The 16366-nt window shown below is 56.1% G+C and carries 14 protein-coding genes and 2 pseudogenes; 10 read left to right on the top strand and 6 right to left on the bottom strand.

Features of this window, described 5'->3' with window-relative positions; translation table 11 throughout:
* Positions 1 to 3: 3 nt before the first annotated feature.
* Positions 4 to 543: a cupin domain-containing protein gene (locus ACSZPK_RS25875; protein ID WP_437884494.1), complete on the top strand. Its 540-nt coding sequence runs from the start codon at positions 4 to 6 to the stop codon at positions 541 to 543.
* Positions 540 to 1466 carry a 3-keto-5-aminohexanoate cleavage protein gene (locus ACSZPK_RS25870; RefSeq protein WP_437884493.1) on the top strand — a complete coding sequence of 309 codons (927 nt, stop codon included), beginning with the start codon at positions 540 to 542 and terminating at the stop codon, positions 1464 to 1466. Before ACSZPK_RS25875 ends, ACSZPK_RS25870 begins: the two co-directional genes overlap by 4 nt.
* A 52-nt stretch (positions 1467 to 1518) precedes the next feature.
* Here ACSZPK_RS25870 and ACSZPK_RS25865 read toward each other — a convergent pair whose 3' ends face one another.
* Entirely contained in the window at positions 1519 to 2124 is a 606-nt protein-coding gene (locus ACSZPK_RS25865) for a TetR/AcrR family transcriptional regulator (RefSeq protein ID WP_437884492.1), read from the bottom strand.
* A 495-nt stretch (positions 2125 to 2619) separates the two neighbouring features.
* On the opposite strand from ACSZPK_RS25865, the gene ACSZPK_RS25860 reads away from it, so the two are divergent.
* The 3 genes from ACSZPK_RS25860 (at position 2620) to ACSZPK_RS25850 (ending at position 4920) form a co-directional block, all read left to right on the top strand.
* Positions 2620 to 3555 carry a VOC family protein gene (locus ACSZPK_RS25860; protein ID WP_437884491.1) on the top strand — a complete coding sequence of 312 codons (936 nt, stop codon included), beginning with the start codon at positions 2620 to 2622 and terminating at the stop codon, positions 3553 to 3555.
* 22 nt (positions 3556 to 3577) lie between these two features.
* On the top strand, positions 3578 to 3913 hold the full coding sequence (locus ACSZPK_RS25855; RefSeq protein ID WP_437884490.1) for a Rieske (2Fe-2S) protein: 336 nt from the start codon (positions 3578 to 3580) through the stop codon (positions 3911 to 3913).
* Between the two features lie 104 nt (positions 3914 to 4017).
* The gene (locus ACSZPK_RS25850; RefSeq protein WP_437884489.1) at positions 4018 to 4920 is read left to right on the top strand and encodes a SphA family protein; all 903 of its coding nucleotides are present in this window, start codon (positions 4018 to 4020) and stop codon (positions 4918 to 4920) included.
* Positions 4921 to 5144: 224 nt separating this feature from the next.
* Here the strand turns inward: ACSZPK_RS25850 and ACSZPK_RS25845 are convergent.
* From ACSZPK_RS25845 to ACSZPK_RS25825, 5 genes and pseudogenes are all read right to left on the bottom strand, one after another.
* A pseudogene (locus tag ACSZPK_RS25845) lies at positions 5145 to 5455 on the bottom strand (DDE-type integrase/transposase/recombinase); the annotation flags it as partial.
* Positions 5456 to 5464: 9 nt separating this feature from the next.
* Positions 5465 to 6793 (bottom strand): IS4 family transposase, encoded by a 1329-nt coding sequence (locus tag ACSZPK_RS25840; RefSeq protein WP_437884488.1) that lies wholly within the window; start codon positions 6791 to 6793, stop codon positions 5465 to 5467.
* Between the two features lie 491 nt (positions 6794 to 7284).
* Positions 7285 to 8742 (bottom strand): NAD-dependent succinate-semialdehyde dehydrogenase, encoded by a 1458-nt coding sequence (locus tag ACSZPK_RS25835; protein ID WP_437884531.1) that lies wholly within the window; start codon positions 8740 to 8742, stop codon positions 7285 to 7287.
* A gap of 26 nt (positions 8743 to 8768) precedes the next feature.
* The gene (locus tag ACSZPK_RS25830) at positions 8769 to 9779 is read right to left on the bottom strand and encodes a dihydrodipicolinate synthase family protein (RefSeq protein WP_437884487.1); all 1011 of its coding nucleotides are present in this window, start codon (positions 9777 to 9779) and stop codon (positions 8769 to 8771) included.
* 45 nt (positions 9780 to 9824) lie between these two features.
* On the bottom strand, positions 9825 to 10832 hold the full coding sequence (locus ACSZPK_RS25825; protein ID WP_437884486.1) for an ornithine cyclodeaminase family protein: 1008 nt from the start codon (positions 10830 to 10832) through the stop codon (positions 9825 to 9827).
* 387 nt (positions 10833 to 11219) lie between these two features.
* On the opposite strand from ACSZPK_RS25825, the gene ACSZPK_RS25820 reads away from it, so the two are divergent.
* From ACSZPK_RS25820 to ACSZPK_RS25800, 5 genes and pseudogenes are all read left to right on the top strand, one after another.
* A complete protein-coding gene (locus tag ACSZPK_RS25820) occupies positions 11220 to 12218 on the top strand; it encodes a fumarylacetoacetate hydrolase family protein (protein ID WP_437884485.1) in 999 nt (332 codons plus the stop codon).
* A 279-nt stretch (positions 12219 to 12497) separates the two neighbouring features.
* The gene (locus ACSZPK_RS25815) at positions 12498 to 13610 is read left to right on the top strand and encodes an FAD-dependent monooxygenase (protein ID WP_437884484.1); all 1113 of its coding nucleotides are present in this window, start codon (positions 12498 to 12500) and stop codon (positions 13608 to 13610) included.
* Between the two features lie 155 nt (positions 13611 to 13765).
* A complete protein-coding gene (locus ACSZPK_RS25810) occupies positions 13766 to 13975 on the top strand; it encodes a hypothetical protein (RefSeq protein ID WP_437884483.1) in 210 nt (69 codons plus the stop codon).
* A 263-nt stretch (positions 13976 to 14238) separates the two neighbouring features.
* A complete protein-coding gene (locus ACSZPK_RS25805) occupies positions 14239 to 15534 on the top strand; it encodes a hypothetical protein (RefSeq protein ID WP_437884482.1) in 1296 nt (431 codons plus the stop codon).
* Positions 15535 to 15693: 159 nt separating this feature from the next.
* Positions 15694 to 15953, top strand: a pseudogene (locus tag ACSZPK_RS25800) (transposase); the annotation flags it as partial.
* Positions 15954 to 16366: the final 413 nt, after the last annotated feature.

Raw genomic sequence — 16366 nt, 5'->3', positions numbered from 1 at the left:
AAAATGAATAAGTCGGCAAACCTGGGCTACGCAGCAGCACGACGAATTGTTACCGGGCACAACGCAAAAGGTGAGTCGGTCATCGTCAGCGATGGCCATGCGCTGAATGTCATTGCCGAGCCAGGTAAGCCTGTTGCTCAGGTGCTCTGGGCTACTGGCAAAGGCCGTGCTGCAGGTAGAGAGCCTGCGCCGGCAGGGCACAAGTTCGGCTTCCATTCCGAAGGTGGTTCGCTGCTGCGGATCGTGGACTTCCCGCCGGACGAGTCGTATGACAAAGAGACGCTCCTCGAGTTTCTCGACATGGAAGGCGTACGCGATAAAGCGCAGCCACGGCACTTCTGGTTCCACAAAACCGAGTCGCTGGATTACGCAGTCGTCCTCGAGGGCGAGATCTACGCAATGCTTGATCAAGGTGAGTCGCTGATGAAGGCAGGGGACGTCCTGATCCAGCGCGCCACCAACCATAGCTGGTCGAACAGGTCGGGCAAGAACTGCCGGATGCTCTTTGTCCTCCTGGCTCTCAATGAAGGAGAGGAACTGTGAAAAAAGCGATCATTACCGCTGCCATCACCGGTGGCGCACATACTCCATCGATGTCGCCTTACCTCCCGGTGACTCCCGACGAGATTGCCGAGCAGGCAATTGAAGCGGTTAAGGCCGGGGCTGCCATTGTCCACCTTCATGCACGAAACCCTGATGATGGCCGTCCCACGGGGAGCCCAGAGGTGTTCCGCGAATTTGTCGGGCGCATCAAGCGTGAAACCGATGCGATCGTGAATATCTCCACCGGTGGTGGTGGTCCGGGCATGCCGATCAATGAGCGCGCCGCCGCCGGTATCGATCTGCAACCAGAGATGTGCTCGCTGAACATGGGATCGATCAACCTCAATCTGTCCGAGATGGCGAAAAAGGACAGAGAATGGAAGTACGACTGGGAGGTCCAGCACCTCGAGTCGACCAAGGACCTGGTGTTCAGAAACACTTATGCGGATATCGAGTGGATCCTGAAAACGATTGGTGGCACGGGGACTCGCTTTGAGTTCGAGTGCTACGACGTCAGTCATCTCTATACCTTGAAGTATTTTTTTGATCAGGGTTTGGTCAAGCCGCCGTTGTTCATTCAAACCATCTTTGGTTTGCGCGGTGCCATTGGCTCTCACATCGAGGATGTTCTGCACCAGAAGCGCACCGCAGATCGCCTGTTTGGCGATCAGTATCACTGGTCTGTGCTGGGGGCAGGGAAGGATCAGATTCCGCTGTCGACCATCAGCGCGATCCTGGGTGGCAACGTGCGCGTCGGTCTGGAGGACAGCCTGTACATCGGTCGTGGCGAACTCGCCGTATCGAATGCGGCGCAGGTGCGCAAAATTCGGGAAATCCTTGAGGGGCTGGGCATCGAAATCGCTAATCCAGCGGAGGCGAGAGAAATCCTGGCGCTGAAAGGTAGAGACAACACCGCGTTCTAAGTCCGAGGTTTGTCTACCTCTTTGCCGGCCTCATGGCCGGCTTTTTTGATGTTCAGTCGATGCTGAGCAGGTGGTACACGTAGTCGATATGCGACTCGGCAAAAGCCTCATCCAGTGGTGCGTGGCCGAGCATGAGGCGCATATAGACCGCGCCGTAGATCACATCCATGAGTATCTCGATGTTGGTGTCTGCGGCAATCTCTTCAGTGGCTTTCCACTCTTCGAGCACCTCTCGCACTACAGCTCGGCGGCCATAGTGGAAGCGCTCACGGAAGGCACGCAAAATCGAAGGGTCCGATTGCCCTTCAGCAATGATCTGGGCAACCAGGCGGCCCGGCCAGCCTGAATATTGCTCGACCAGAGACTTGAAGTGATAGGCCAGTGCTTCACGTGGCCCAAGCTCGTGAGGGATGGTGGTTTTAACCAGGTGGTTTTCCATGAAGGCGTCGATGACGATGAGTGCCTTGGAGTCCCACCACCGGTAGATCGTCGCTTTGCTCACCCCAGCTTCGCGAGCGATTGCCTCGATGGAGATCGCTTGAATGGATTTTTCCTGGAGAAGGGCGATGGTCGCACTGAGGATTTGGCGGCGAGTTGCCTCGCTGCGGGGGCGGCCGACCGATGTTTTTTCGTTCGATGCGGTCTTCTTAACCTGCATGCATCTGTCCTTTCGAGTTGACTAAAACGCTTGTACAGCCTGCTTTGGCGATTCTTACGATACGAATCGATCAGTATATTGTCAGCGCTTTGGTTTTACTAGCGCAGTGCTGTGAAGCTTGAGGTTAGAAGCCTAGGATTAGGCATTGCCGGGCTCACGTGACTTGATCAGGTAAATCACTTTACAAAACGATTCGTACCGTATATATTTATTCCGACCTTAAGGACCCATCAGGTTCATTCAGCCTGTAGAGGAGATCGCTGCCCAGGAGCCTTGGATTGTTGCTTTGTACTATGAGCGATGATCAGAAGTGCAGCTTGGTGCGTCCGCCGGGCAGGTGGTCATGACTGGATGCGTCGAGAAGCAGTAAGCGTTGGCAGAATATGGTGGCAGGTGGTCGCAAGAGCGCAGGCCTTTCATGTATGAGTCGCTGGTTGGCTTCGTCAGGCCTGCTGGTCGAACCGACGGCACAATGAATAATAAAAAGGTGATCGAATGAACATTATTGGCCCGGATACGCTTGTATTTGGTGTGGATGACGTTGCTCTCTGCGAGCAGTTTCTGGCTGACTACGGTCTGAAGCCTGTCGGCAACGGCCGTTTCGAAGCCCTTGATGGCACTGGCGTTGAGCTGAGGCATCGCAACGATCCTTCTCTGCCGGTCTGGGATCTTCCGACGGCCAACATGCTGCGCAAGACTGTCTACGGCGTTAAAGATGCCTCGGTACTCCAGCAGATCAAGCAAGAGTTCGAAGGTGAGCGCGAGGTCAAAATCCTGGCCGATGGTTCCCTGGAGCTCGTGGACGATCTTGGTTTCGCGCTGGGTTTCCAGGTCACTGTGCGCACGCCTCTCGATCTGCCCGCCGAGGTGGTGAACGCGCCAGGCGATGTCCATCGTCCTGCAAACGTCACCGGTGTTCCATCTGACGTTGCTACTCCTATCGATGCGCGCCCGCGGTCACTTTCCCACGTCGTCTTCTTTGTTCCCGATATCGAGAAGGCTGAGGTTTTCTATACCAATCGCCTTGGCTTCAAGCTGACTGATAAGTTTGTAGGCATGGGACCCTTCCTGCGTCCGGCAGGTACCTTCGAGCACCATACCCTGTTTTTCATCCAGACCCCGCCGCAACTGCAAGGTTGTGAGCATTTCACCTTCCACATGGGCGGCCCGACTGAGGTGCTCAGTGCAGGCACCGCCTTGGTCGAGAAAGGTTATGAAACCTTCTGGGGCCCTGGTCGCCATCGCTTCGGCTCCAACTGGTTCTGGTACTTCAACACCCCGATGGGCTGCCATATCGAATATGACGCGGATATGGACCAGCACGATGACAACTGGGAGCCTCGCATTGCTCCGGGCGTCATGGATAACTCCCAGGTCTTCCTGTTCCACTGGCGCGAACAGTGGGCGCCGGGCGGTGAACGCCCCCAATAGGAGTTAACTGGGTCGAACCGCTATGGAACGAATCTGCCATATCGATGATGTTCTGCCTGGAAGCTCCATCGGGTTCAGATATTCGTCGTATGGCAAAGACGATATTTTCTTGGTTAATAAGTCCGGGAAAATATATGCCTATCGTAACTCTTGTCCGCACTGGCCCGGATCAACACTGCCTATGAGGAGGGGGCAATATCTCGATGGAGAATCGAGATATATAGTCTGTCACGGGCACGGTGCGTTATTTGAGATTGATACAGGTGTTTGTATTCACGGCCCCTGCCTGGGGGAAAAGCTAACCGCTCTGTCTATAGAAATAGACAAGGATGGTAATGTTTTTATAGTAAACGCCTAGAGTAGTTTTTCCGCCCTTTTGCCTTAATCCAATAAATGGCTGGGTGGGGACTCTATTCTCCGGGTGACTCAAATCAAATTAAAACAAAAATACGGAGTCTCTCCATGAAACGTACTGGTGCTTTACGCGTTGTTGTCTGTTTGGGTGGTTCCCTGTTGACTTTGCATGCCTATGCGTTGGAGGGCGGAACCTCTAGCTATCCCGCAGGTACTGTAACAGTGATGAGTGGCGCAGTGGGTGCTCCTGGTGAGACTCACGTCTATACCTACAATAAGCTCATTGATATCGATTCGATTCGAGATAACGATGGCGACAAGGTATTCCCCAAGGCCAAGGGGCGGATTCATGCCCATGCTATTCGAGTTGTTCATACCCTGGACGGTCCGAAGTTCCTGGGTGGTGATGTCTCTCTGCAGGCCGCGCTGCCTTATGTAAAGGGCCACATCAACATCCCGGCTCTTGGTCCGTACGAGCGTGACTCCGTCAGTGGTATCGGCGATCCGATGTTTGGTTTCCTGGTCAGCTGGATGTCTGCGACCTACCTGCAAAACATTGATATTGAGCTGATCGAACCCTGGGGTAAGTATGACCAGAACGCACTCATCAACGCGGGTAACAACAGCCGGGCCCTGTACATGGGTTATGCCTTTACTTGGTTTCCGATGGAACGAGTCGAACTGAGTTCGAAGATCAGCCTGAACTATAGTTGGGAAAACAACGATACTGACTACCAGTCGGGCGTTCAGTTGGTGGCTGACTATGGCTTGAACTATCGCGTGACCCAGAACTGGTTGGCTGGCGTGGGCGGGTTCATCTCTACTCAACTGACCGACGACCAGTCTGGCGGTCATAATGTAGGTAACCGCAGCCGCAGCACCAAGATTGGCCCGCAGATCGGCTACGGCACGCGCGACTGGGGCTTTGTTGCCGCGTACCAGAACGACATCTACTCCCGCAATACTTCGGGAGGTGACACTATCATGCTCAATGGCTTTTTGAAGTACTGACTTATTCTACTGAGGTGCTCAGTTCGCATGCTTGGGCTTTTCCAGGTTGTTCACTGCGCCCAATAAAGTAATAGAAACAAGAACGCCGGTTTGATAGATGATGTTCGTGCGAGCAAACACATCTACAAACCGGCGTTCTTGTTCGCGATATTAACAAGTGAGTTGTCTCGGATTCATTAGATACTCCCCATGGTTGGTAAATATTGCCTTTCAACGGCTACTGCTTACAGTTGATTGTTGGAACCATGTCGACGCTTGGCGTTGTAGAGCATCTCGATGTAGTCGAAAGCAGTTGAAAGACTGCATTGGCATGGCTGTTACTGCGCCTGCCCATGCTGCTCAGTAGATTGTTGGCTTTCAGATAACTCTGCCAATCAGCCGCTGCTGAACCGACTGCGCTGGTCTGAGTGGATCTTCTCTTGCTCCACCAGGCTGCCGTCAGCAATGTATCAGTGACCAAGTCGCTGATTATCCGTGGTTTCATTGATCAACCGATTAGCGGCCGTGAAAACAGGTCGAGCACCAGCGCTAAGAACCATGCCTTTCAACGTCTTTTCCCCTGTTCAGCAATAAGCCGGGCAGTGGAGACGTGTGCTCTGGCGGTGGCTCCATCGACATAGCCCTCATTGACCTGGCTTTTCTTGGGGCCTCGCTTGCTGGTCGCTAGTTGTTTGGGGCTGAGCCCACTGGCCAGCCGCAACAGCCGCAGTAGCAGGCGTTGAGGGTCAACATCGGCGCAAGGCAGATGCTCGCTGGGTACAAGTACGAGCATCGATCCGTAGCTGCTGGCGACCTCAAGGCCTAGGTGATAGGTAGACACATCTAGCGTCGGATGCGTGGTCCGATGCGCCTGCTCGGTGACAACCTTGAGTAGTGACAGTACGTTGTAGGGCAGTACCGCTACGGCAAACCCCAGCAGTGCTGCGCGTGGGTGGCCCAGGGTCTTGATCTCACTGTTGAGCATCGACTCCAGGCGTCCGAACATCCCTTCGATACGCCAACGCTTGCGATATAGCTGAGCAATGGTCTGCGCCGTGATAGCCGAGGGCAGGTTGCTCCACAGGGTGATCGTTTGGTCACCCGAGTCGGTGGGCGTATGCAGTTCGATTTCAATGCGCCGCCAGTTGGCGCATGAGTTCGACTCGTTCCCGTCCAGAATCAGTTCAATGGATTGCTCGCGTACCTGTCCGGTCTCGGTGGCACTGGGCGTACTCCAGGCTCCCTGTTGTTGGAGACGGGGGTGCTTGGCATGCTCACGCACAATGAAACCTGCACCGCGCGCATGAAGCCCGCCCAACAGGGCTGCCGTGCAGAAGTGCCTGTCGCCGATCCAGGCCTGACCTGGCTGTGCGCTGTCGATCAGTTGCGCAGCACCGACTCGCTCACTCTCGTAAGCATCCTCGCAGGCGACGATGTCGCAGACCAGGCTGCTGTCTGGGTCGTACGCCACCAGGGTATGCCCAGGCAACGCGGCACCACGTAAACCGCGCAGCTCGGCCAGCCGCTTTTCACTGGCAGGCAAATGGTTACCATCGATCAGGCGAACCTGCCAACCTGGTAGGCTCTGCTCGATATCCAGCGCAGCCAGAACAGGCTCCAGACGCTGGGCGCTGCCGCTCACCAACGCCCGCAGCAAGGCAGGCTCCGTGCGTTTGACCTTGGCATACAGTGCCGCCATTGATACTGGCAGGCGATCAGCCATCTTGCGGGCAGCCGCATGCAGCGAAGGACTCAATCCCAGAGCCACCAGCGACATCAGTTCCACGATGCTGGAGAACAGCAGCTCGCGCGGATACTGGCGTTGGCGGTTTTGCTCGAACACCTCGTCTATCCACTGCGCCGGAAGCGCCTGGTCTAGTGCCAGGCGAGCCATTACAGCGGCGGGAGCCTGTTGCTCATACTTTTCAACGACGACTTGCCAGATGATCCTTCTCCACCTGCCTGACGAGGCTGCCAAGCATACAGGCTGGGCTGATCAATGACGTTGAAAGCCATGGCGCTAAGAACCTGTTCACGATCTCGCGAGCTAGAGCAAAACAGGGGCGAAAGTGGCCGAGGAACGGTCGGAGTCGCGGGCGACTTTACGAGCTGTAAATGAGCATTCCGACTGGGCTGGCATTCCAGGTCGCTTTCAACCTTGTTTGGCGCGACGCGCAGCAGATCGTGAACAGGTTCTAAGTACAGCCAGCCTTCGTAGGTGCGAATGTACCGGGGCAGCTCCAGTGTCGAGCGTGAAACCCTGAGGAGCAGAGCGGAAGGCCAATAGGGGGAGGCTGACAGGTGACGCCAGTGCTTCATTGCGAAGCCGGAGAGGAGTGTGCTCGACAGCCATCTTTGGCTGCCGAGTACTCGTGATGCCTGCGGTTACTGACTCAGGCCGCCAAGGGCGACGTACTTGATCTCCAGGTAGTCTTCTACCCCGTACTTGGAGCCTTCGCGGCCGAGGCCGGAGGTTTTCACGCCACCGAAGGGAGCAACCTCAGTAGAAATCATCCCTTCGTTCACCCCGACCATGCCGAATTCGAGGCTGTCGACGACGCGGAAGATTCTGCCCACATCGCGTGCGTAGACATATGCGGCCAGGCCAAACGGAGTGTCGTTTGCCATGGAGATCGCGTCTTCCTCGGACTCGAAGCGGAACAAGGGCGCTACCGGGCCGAAGGTTTCGTCGCTGAAGATCAACGCTTCGTTCGGGACATTGGTGAGCACGGTCGGCTCGAAGTAGCTCCCGCCCAGGGTGTGCCGTTTACCGCCAGTTGCTACCCGGGCGCCTTTCGCTACCGCGTCGGCAATGTGCTCTTCGACTTTCTTGACCGCCTCATGATTGATCAGCGGGCCAAGCACCACGCCTTCGTCCATGCCGTTGCCAACCTTCAGAGCCGCGGTGGCCTCTGCGAGTTTCTGGGCGAACGTGTCGTAGATACCTGACTGAACCAGCATCCGGTTGGCAGCGACGCAGGCCTGCCCGGTGTTGCGGTATTTGGCTGCAATGGCACCCTTCACTGCCGCGTCCACATCGGCATCATCGAAGACAATGAACGGGGCGTTGCCGCCAAGTTCCATACTGGTCTTTTTGATGGTCGGTGCACATTGCGCCAGCAGTTGGGCACCGACCTCGGTCGAGCCGGTGAAGGAGAGCTTGCGTACGGTCGGGTTGGACGTCAGCTCGCCGCCGATTGCTCGAGCCGAGCCGGTCACGACGTTGCAGACGCCGGCAGGCAGACCCGCACGCTCTGCGAGAACTGCCAGTGCCAGCGCAGAGAGTGGCGTTTGACTTGCGGGCTTGATCACCCCGGCGCAACCAACAGCCCAGCCAGGGCCTGCTTTGCGGGTGATCATCGCAGAGGGGAAGTTCCAAGGCGTGATCGCAGCGAACACCCCGATCGGCGCCTTCTGCACGAGGATCTGACGACCTTCGACGTTGTGCGGAATGATGTCGCCGTAAACGCGTTTTGCTTCCTCGGCAAACCACTCGATAAAGCCCGCGGCATAGACGATCTCGCCGCGCGATTCCACAAGGGGCTTGCCCTGTTCGGCGGTCATGATCTTCGCCAGGTCGTCGATGTTTTCCAGCATCAGATCGAAGAGTTTGCGCAGAACCTTGGCGCGCTCTTTCGGCAGCGTTTTACGCCAGCCTTTCATAGCGTGCTCGGCGGCTGCTACTGCACGCTGAGTTTCGTGCATCCCCCCATTGGGAACACGAGCCACCAGCTCGCCGGTGGCTGGGTTCCGGACCTCGATGGTCTGTCCGTTGTCGGCTTGAACCCATTGGCCATCGATCAGCATGGCCTGACGCAGCAGGTCGGGGTCTTTCAGTTGCAGAGTATTTGCACTGGTCATGGCGGGCCTCAAACGGGATTACGGCCAATGAAGAAGGCTTCGTCTGTGTCGCGAGTGGGGTTGAGACCAGCGGCCTCGAGACCTTTGCGGAGTACTGCCATGTCTCGCTGGAATACACGCTGAGTAGGGTGTGGCATCGGGCCGCCGTTGTAGCCTTGGAGCCAGCCTTGGTACTTCCACATCATGCGGTTGAGCAGGCCGTTTGCAGCCATCGGGAGGCTGGCGAAGGCCTTGCGAGCGGGGTCCATCTTGTACCAAAGCTGGGTGGCTTCATCGTAACTGCCAGCGCGGATCAGCTTGTGGATCTGAGGCAGGAGAGGGCCGTAGTAGGCGGAGTAGTTGGTCCCGCAGAATGGAATGTCCATGACCTGGGCCAGGGGCACGTATTCGTATTCCAGGGGGGACGAGATCACGACTTCCTCGTGGAACTCGCGGTGTACCTCAATGGCGGACATGATGTAGGGCAGACCGCCTTCGGCCTTGATCGCCACAACGTTCGGAATTTCGTCGACCATGCGGCGCAGGACCGATACCGGGATGTCTGCAGGGTGCAGTCGACTGAAGCCCCAGGCCGGCAGTGGGAAGATGATTACGCCGAGATTGGTCGCGTCGCAGATTGCCTTGGTGTACTGGAAGACCTCTTCGTAGTCCTTCGGATAGAAGTAGGGCGGGTAGCCCAGCAGGACCACATCGGTGCCGGCAGCTTCGGCACGCTTCACGGCTTCGATGTTGTCTTCGAGGGTGTTGAATACGGCATGGTGAACCACGACCATCCGGCCTGCTGCCTGGTCGGCCATGATCTGGCAGAACTCGACGTACTGGTCCTGCGTGATTGCAACCTCAGAGCAGGACAGCGTGCCCACGAAGCCATGCTGGATCGCCAGTTCGACGTCATGGCGCACAGCCTTTTCGTTGATGCGCTTGAAGTCGGAGGTCATCGTCGGAATGGTGACGTTGGCCACGCCGAGCAGGTGTTCGCGTGCCCACTCACGGGCGTCCTTTTTGTTGTAATTGGCCATGTTCGGTTTCCTCTGTGGATTGTTCTATCTGGACCCAACGCTTGCTTAGCTTTTGGTTTCGAATTCGATGGGAAGTGGGGTGGCAAGGCCGGCTTCGATTGCTTTGGTGAGGATCAGCTCGGCGACAACGATGTCCTGCAAGCCGCCGCCGACGGACTTGAACATCGGGGCGCGAGCTTTCGCCAGCGCATCGGCGCAGACGCCACTCATGAGGTCGGCCAGGCTGAATGCCTTGTTGTGGAACTCGATGCCCGCTGCCTTGGCAGCCAGCATGTCGCCGGTCTCCTCGAGTACTTCTTCCAGGGTGTCGCAGATGATGATGTCGCTGCGCTCAACCACCGAAACGTCTATTTCGCGCTGCTCGGGAATGGTCGAACCAATCGAGACAACTGTTGCGCCGGGCTTCAGCCACTCGGCAAAGAGAATCGGCTCCTCGCCACGGGAACGCGCTGCGGTCAGGACGATGTCGGCGCCTTCCACTGCCTCTTTGGCGGATGCCACACCTTTGGCAGGAACACCGGTATCTGCGGTCACTGCTTTGGCGAAGGCCGTGCGCCGATCAGGAGTCGGGCTGAATACGTTGACTTCGGTTAGCTCGCGAACACTTGCAAAGGCGCGGGCGTGCATTGCTGCTTCCAGGCCGCTACCAAGCACTGCCAGGCGAGCGGGGCCTTGGGGGGCGAGTCGATCCACCGCTGCGGCCGAGGTAGACGCTGTGCGGTAGCCCGTAACCAGGTTGCCGTCGACGAAGGCGGCGATTCGGTTGGTGGTCCGATCGAACAGGACGATGACGTATTCGATGCCAGGAGGAGCGTCGCCCCCCATGTTCGAACCCATCAGTTTGGCGCCGTAGTAACGGCTGCCAGGAGGTATTGCGGGCAGGTTGCGCAACCAGGTCTTTTCAAGCACCGCTACCGTGCGAGGCGGAATCGCCTTGGCAGGGATTGAGTGGCCGTATGCTTTTTGGAGAGCGGCAATTGCATCTTTCCAGCGAAAGACGGCTCGTGCTGTGTCGCTAGAAACGAATACAGGGTTCTGGAGATTGGCAGTCATCTGATTGATTCCCAAAAGCGGCGGTTACGGGGTGAGCGAGAGTAGAGCGGTTTTGCTTCCGTGATCAGCATGTTGTCGAGGCGTTCTGACTACACAGCCCCTCTAGAACTGCAGCCAGATAGTTTGCCTCGTGAGGCAGCGCCTCGAAGGTCTTTTGATGCGACCCTCTCAATGTGCATGACAGCTCAGTTAAGCCCTTGATTGTGATGTGTAATAAGGTTTTTTTGGTATAAACGATACGGATCGTATCTAAAATGATTTCCTAAAGCAAGACCATTCAGCCAATTCATAGAATGTGATTTACGGAGTGGTTGATTGTGGTTGAAATTATGAAACGATACGTATAGTTTGTTATCGAAAGAACAAAACATCCATCGGGAGAAAGTGATGAAGATAGGTCGGTTTGTGGTTGAAGGACTGGACGGTCCCGTAGAGCGTATTTGCATGGTTCTGCCGGAGCAGAATCGGGTTATCGACCTGCGTGCCGCTGAAGCTCTGCGTCTTCAGGCACAAGGTGCTACCCGCGAGGCCGCCCTTCGCTATGCGTCTACGGTGTTTCCTGAAAGCATGTCTGCCGCCATTGCCCTGGGGCAGCAGTTCTTGGACAGCGCCGCTGACGCTGCGGAGAAATACGGTGATGATGCGTCGTTGGCGATAGACGGTCTGAAGTGGGGCGCTGCATGCGATCCTTCGGTCGTCCGTGACGGCCTGACCTTCACCAAGCACATTCGCCAATTCCACGAGCGGATGAACGTCACTCCGCAACCGGCCCTGCTGGAAATACCCGGTTACTTCAAAGGCTCGCCTTGGACTGTCATCGGTCATGACGCCGAGGTGCCGTGGCCGGCGCGCGGCCAGCGTATCGATTACGAACTCGAGATCGGTTGGGTCATCGGTAGCCGCGCCAACAACATCAGTCCCGACACGGCTCTCTCCCACCTGTTTGGTGTGACCATCTTCAACGACTTCAGCGCTCGCGATCTCCAGGCCAACGAGTTCGCAATTGGCATGGGGCCGACCAAGAGTAAGGACTTCGCCTACGGTATTGGTCCGTGGATCACCACGATTGACGAGTTCTCCGACCTAAACGCCATTAAAATGTCCGTTCGTGTCAATGGCGAGACCTGGGGCGAGGGCGATTCGTCCGAGATGCTCTGGACCCCGGAGGAGTTGATCGCCTACGTCTCGATCGGCGATCACATCCAGCCTGGCGACGTTATTGGTTCCGGCACCATGGGTAACGGTTCTGCCCTCGAGCTGGGGCGTAGCCTGAACCCTGGTGATGTGGTTGAGCTGGACGTGGCCGGAGTCGGTGTTCTGCGCAACCGCATTGGACAGCGACCGGAAGAGTCCTGGTGGCCTGAGCGTCGCAAGCCGTTCATGTAAGCAACAGATGTACTGCTATTAATTTATGCCTTTGAACCTCTCAAGCCGCGAGGCTTGAGAGGTTCAAAGGCGACGCGACTCGTTCTGGGTGGATAGTTCAGCATCCGGGCGGATCAGCCGGGCGTCGATGCCAAGCTGTAGCCATGTGCAGCGAGGTATCGGCACGGTCAGTAAGAAGCGCAGTGTTACCCGCTTCGTGCAGAGCCTTGAGCAATGTGCGGGCGACTACACCCGCTTTAGCAGTTACCACCCGCCACAGAAGCGGAGAGGAGACAAGAAATGAATGCAATTAAACGCGTCCTGATCGTGGGCAGCGGAATCGGTGGCGCTACAGCAGCTTTTGCGCTTCGTAGAATTGGTGTCGATGTTCACTGCATCGATATCAAGCCTGAGGCTCCGATTGCCGGCTCTGGAATTTGCATGCTTCACAACGCGATGCGAGCGCTCACAAGTCTCGGCCTCGCGGAACCCTGCCTAGACAGTGGTTACCGATTCGATAAGTTTCGCCAGTTCAACTCGGCAGGCGAGCTTCTGGTAACCAATCCCGCTCCACCCAGCTGTGGGATTCGCCGTCCTGAACTGGCTCGTATCCTGGAGGCTACCGCAGAGGGTGTCGGTGCAGTCATCGATCGTGGTCTGACGGTAGAGAATCTGGTCAATCGTGAGGATGGCGTCGACGTTCGGTTCTCGGACGGCCGCGAGGCAACTTACGACCTGGTGGTTGCGGCCGACGGGGTTTACTCGAAGATCCGAGATCAGGTGTTTGGTACGGACTGCAGCCCCCGATTCGCGGGTCAAAGCGTCTGGCGTTTTAACGCGCCGAGGCCGGCTGAAATTGATTCCTTCTGCCTTTATCGCACCCCCACGGGGCATACGGTGGGATCGTTCCCGACCTCGCGCGCGAGCTGTTACATCTTCTATCTCGAAAACAGCAAAGAGCCTCTGCGCATTCCTGAAGGAGAGGCTCACCACCTGATTCGGGAGCGCTTGATGGAATACACCGCTCCGGCAATCCGCGAGTCGCTCGAGCTTGTGACCGATGCCAAGCAGGTTATTTTCCGTCCGTTGGATATCACGCTGGTGCCTGCACCTTGGCATCGCAATCGTGTGATTCTGCTCGGCGACGCGGCGCATGCTCCCACGCCTCATATGACCTCTGGTGGTGGCATGGCCATTGAAGATGCTGTTGTCCTTGCCGAGAGCATCGCGGCCACCTCAACAGCAAAATCTGCTCTTGAGATGTACTCCAATCGTCGATTCGAACGTTGCAAGACGATCTGCAATGCATCGCTTCAACTGTGTAGGAATGAACAGGAAGATGCCCTGGGTAACCGAGAGAAATCGGCTGGGCTGCTTCTGCAGACCTACCAGTATTTGGGGAACCCCATTTAATCCCTTATTTGTCAGGGATGAATCCTCGATTCGCTTGGAAACGGTGAATTGAGGATGGTTAGAAAACTTAAGGAAATACCTAAGTTAGTAATCCTCCTCGCTAGAGGAGGTTTTTTGCTGATGCACGCCCGAAAATAAAAAACAGAGGAACTGCTATGAATCTTGCCCTGAAAGAATCTGTTATTGCTGGTCTTATTGGTGGAGTTGTCTCTGCAGTCGTGGCCTTCCTGGTTGCATATTACCTTGCTCCGTTCCCGCTCAATCCGATTGATAACTCCATTGGCAACGGCATGAGTGGTTTTTTCAGCGGACTGGTCAGTGGCTTCATTGGTGTTTTTCTTGTGATCAAGAAGCTGGCTTCTTGATTTATAAGCTACGAGGTCAGATTTTCCTCAATGGTTTGAGTGTTCCTTTCATTAAGGATGGCTTTTAACGCGTCTTCTTGTGTCCCTTTGAGAGAGACAGCAAGCCGTCAGGGGGCGTGAGACGGAGCCCTGGAAGGCTCGTTCTAAATGCAGTTTTTGAATTGAGTTTTTTCGGCGCGCTACGCCAGCTATTCCCTCATAAGCAAGATTTGGCCCTAGAGAGCCGATTTGACGTCATTCCTATACCGAGAGAAGCCACGAAAATGTCGAACCCACGAGGTGCTGCTGCGGTGCTGGCAAGCCCACTCCGAATTAATGTAGTGGAGATCAAGAACCGAATCATCCTGGGGCCAATGGCTGTATTGAGGCCGCAAGAGGATGGTCGCCCCAGTGATCAAAGCATTGCGTTTCTGAAGCGCAGAGTTCAGGGAGGAGTAGGTCTTGTCATTGTTGGTGGGGCTGTCTGCAGTGAGCGTGCTTGGAGCGAGTCTCCCTTTGTGCCAGTACTTCGTTTCGACAAGGAGGAGTTTCTTGATGACCTGAAGAGGCTTACTGATACTGTGCATGATGAAGGCGCGGCAGTATTTGCCCAACTTTTCCCAAGCTTTGGCCGTATGGGCATTCCCCGTAATGGTAAGCCGATCTCTGCTGCTAGCCCGAGGCCCGTGCGCATTGGATCAGGAGGCTTGCCTGACCACCTTTACATCCCAGGTGGCCATGTCTCACCGACGCCAAACGAGGCGTCTGAGGAAGAGATCCAGGAGCTGCAGGCTAGCGTTGTAGCTGCAGCACTCCGCGTTAAAAGGGCCGGGTTCGATGGCGTCGAGATAGGAGCACACATGTGCTACTTCTACTCGTCATTCCTTTCGACTCTGTCGAATCAGCGTACCGATGAGTACGGTGGTACAACTGAGAACCGCGCTCGTATCCTTCATGACTTGGTTGTTGCAGTTCGTGCCGCGGTGGGGCCGGATTATCCCGTGGGTGTACGAATGAGCGTGAACGATCATATGCCCGGCGGCCAAGGGCCCGAGGGCTTTGCGGAGGTGGCTGCTCACATTGCCAAAGCCGGACTCGATTTCGTTTCGCTCAGCGAGGGCAACTACGAGTCGATGCGCGACAACGTGCCTAGCACCTCTGGAAACATGCTTGATCATGGGGAGCCACAGGCTTTCCGGAAAGCGCTTGGTAGCGAGGTGCGGTTGTTCCTTTCGAGTACGCCCAAGCCGTTTCAGGCGGCTGCGGCAATCGTGGCAGGTCATGTCGACGGCAGTATGTTAGCTCGGCAGATGCTCGCTGACCCAGATTATGCGGTGAAGGTCCTTGAAGGACGCGATAGCGAGATCATCTGGTGCGATCACAGTAACTCCTGTCTGCGTCGATTGATCCTCAATGCCCCTGTCGCCTGCCACAAGAACCCCGAGATGGGACGCGAAGATCCTAACGCACTGATCGCCACCACAGGTCAAAACCTAGCTGTATGGGCGGCGGGGAATAGGTTGCTGATGGGGATTGCTGACAAAGTCGCGCGAGTCATCAAGAGGAGCACTGCGACTTGAGTTCCTACCCCTATTCATCATCAAGTGGGCGGCCGATGACGATCAGTTCGAGATACTAGTTCTGCAGTTTTCGCCTCGCACTGAGCGTTGCTTGTAGTGGTCTACTGAACCCGGATGCCCATTTAGGGCGAGAATACTCGCCATAGAGAGAGGTGTCTGATGGCCAAACAACGTCGTACGTTCACGCCTGAGTTCAAACGAGAGCCTGCCTGGTGCTCGACCAAGGCTACAGCCATATCGAAGCAGCCCGTTCGCTCGGGCTGGTTGAGTAGGCCCTGCGTCGATGGGTAACCCAGCTCCAGAAGGAGCGAAACAGCATTACTCCGACCAGTAAAGCGTTGACGCCCGAGCAGCAAAAGATCCAAGAACTAGAGTCCCGGATCAATCGCCTGGAACGGGAAAAGTCGATTCTAAAAAAACGCCTCCCCGGCGTTCCGCGCCCCATTGGGTTAGAAACACGCCCACTATACTGATATCGCTGGACAGTGGCCGTCCGCTTTTGGGAGGCTAAGTCCCCGTCAAAAAACTTGATCCAGGCGAAGCTGCGGACCCGTTAGTGGTGGCGCGTTTCGTGACCCCGTTATGGCGCCTGGCGTGGGTTACATGAGCGCATCGCTGGCGCAGCAGGATATCGGCCGATTTCTGATGCATTGGTACAACTGGGAACGGACACCTCAGTTCAACGCTGGGTTACCGCCTGCGTTGGCTGAGAAAAAACTTAACGCAGTGTCCGGGATTAGTTGACCACTACATATACACAACCAGCGCAACTGGGGTTTTGGCCTGTGCTTCCTGTATTTGCTCAACGTGAAAGGCTATCGCTGGAATCACA

The organism is Pseudomonas sp. LRF_L74 (assembly GCF_965644255.1).
Lineage (GTDB): Bacteria > Pseudomonadota > Gammaproteobacteria > Pseudomonadales > Pseudomonadaceae > Aquipseudomonas.
Note: the sequence above shows the minus strand (reverse complement) of the source record. Positions and strands in the feature narration are given on the sequence as shown.

Coding starts and splice junctions, on each gene's coding strand:
- ACSZPK_RS25875 (WP_437884494.1), top strand. CDS start 4: ATGAATAAGTCGGCAAACCTGGGCTACGCAGCAGCACGACGAATTGTT.
- ACSZPK_RS25865 (WP_437884492.1), bottom strand. CDS start 2,124: ATGCAGGTTAAGAAGACCGCATCGAACGAAAAAACATCGGTCGGCCGC.
- ACSZPK_RS25805 (WP_437884482.1), top strand. CDS start 14,239: ATGTCGAACCCACGAGGTGCTGCTGCGGTGCTGGCAAGCCCACTCCGA.
- ACSZPK_RS25830 (WP_437884487.1), bottom strand. CDS start 9,779: ATGGCCAATTACAACAAAAAGGACGCCCGTGAGTGGGCACGCGAACAC.
- ACSZPK_RS25855 (WP_437884490.1), top strand. CDS start 3,578: ATGGAACGAATCTGCCATATCGATGATGTTCTGCCTGGAAGCTCCATC.
- ACSZPK_RS25815 (WP_437884484.1), top strand. CDS start 12,498: ATGAATGCAATTAAACGCGTCCTGATCGTGGGCAGCGGAATCGGTGGC.
- ACSZPK_RS25825 (WP_437884486.1), bottom strand. CDS start 10,832: ATGACTGCCAATCTCCAGAACCCTGTATTCGTTTCTAGCGACACAGCA.
- ACSZPK_RS25860 (WP_437884491.1), top strand. CDS start 2,620: ATGAACATTATTGGCCCGGATACGCTTGTATTTGGTGTGGATGACGTT.
- ACSZPK_RS25810 (WP_437884483.1), top strand. CDS start 13,766: ATGAATCTTGCCCTGAAAGAATCTGTTATTGCTGGTCTTATTGGTGGA.
- ACSZPK_RS25820 (WP_437884485.1), top strand. CDS start 11,220: ATGAAGATAGGTCGGTTTGTGGTTGAAGGACTGGACGGTCCCGTAGAG.
- ACSZPK_RS25850 (WP_437884489.1), top strand. CDS start 4,018: ATGAAACGTACTGGTGCTTTACGCGTTGTTGTCTGTTTGGGTGGTTCC.
- ACSZPK_RS25840 (WP_437884488.1), bottom strand. CDS start 6,793: ATGGCTCGCCTGGCACTAGACCAGGCGCTTCCGGCGCAGTGGATAGAC.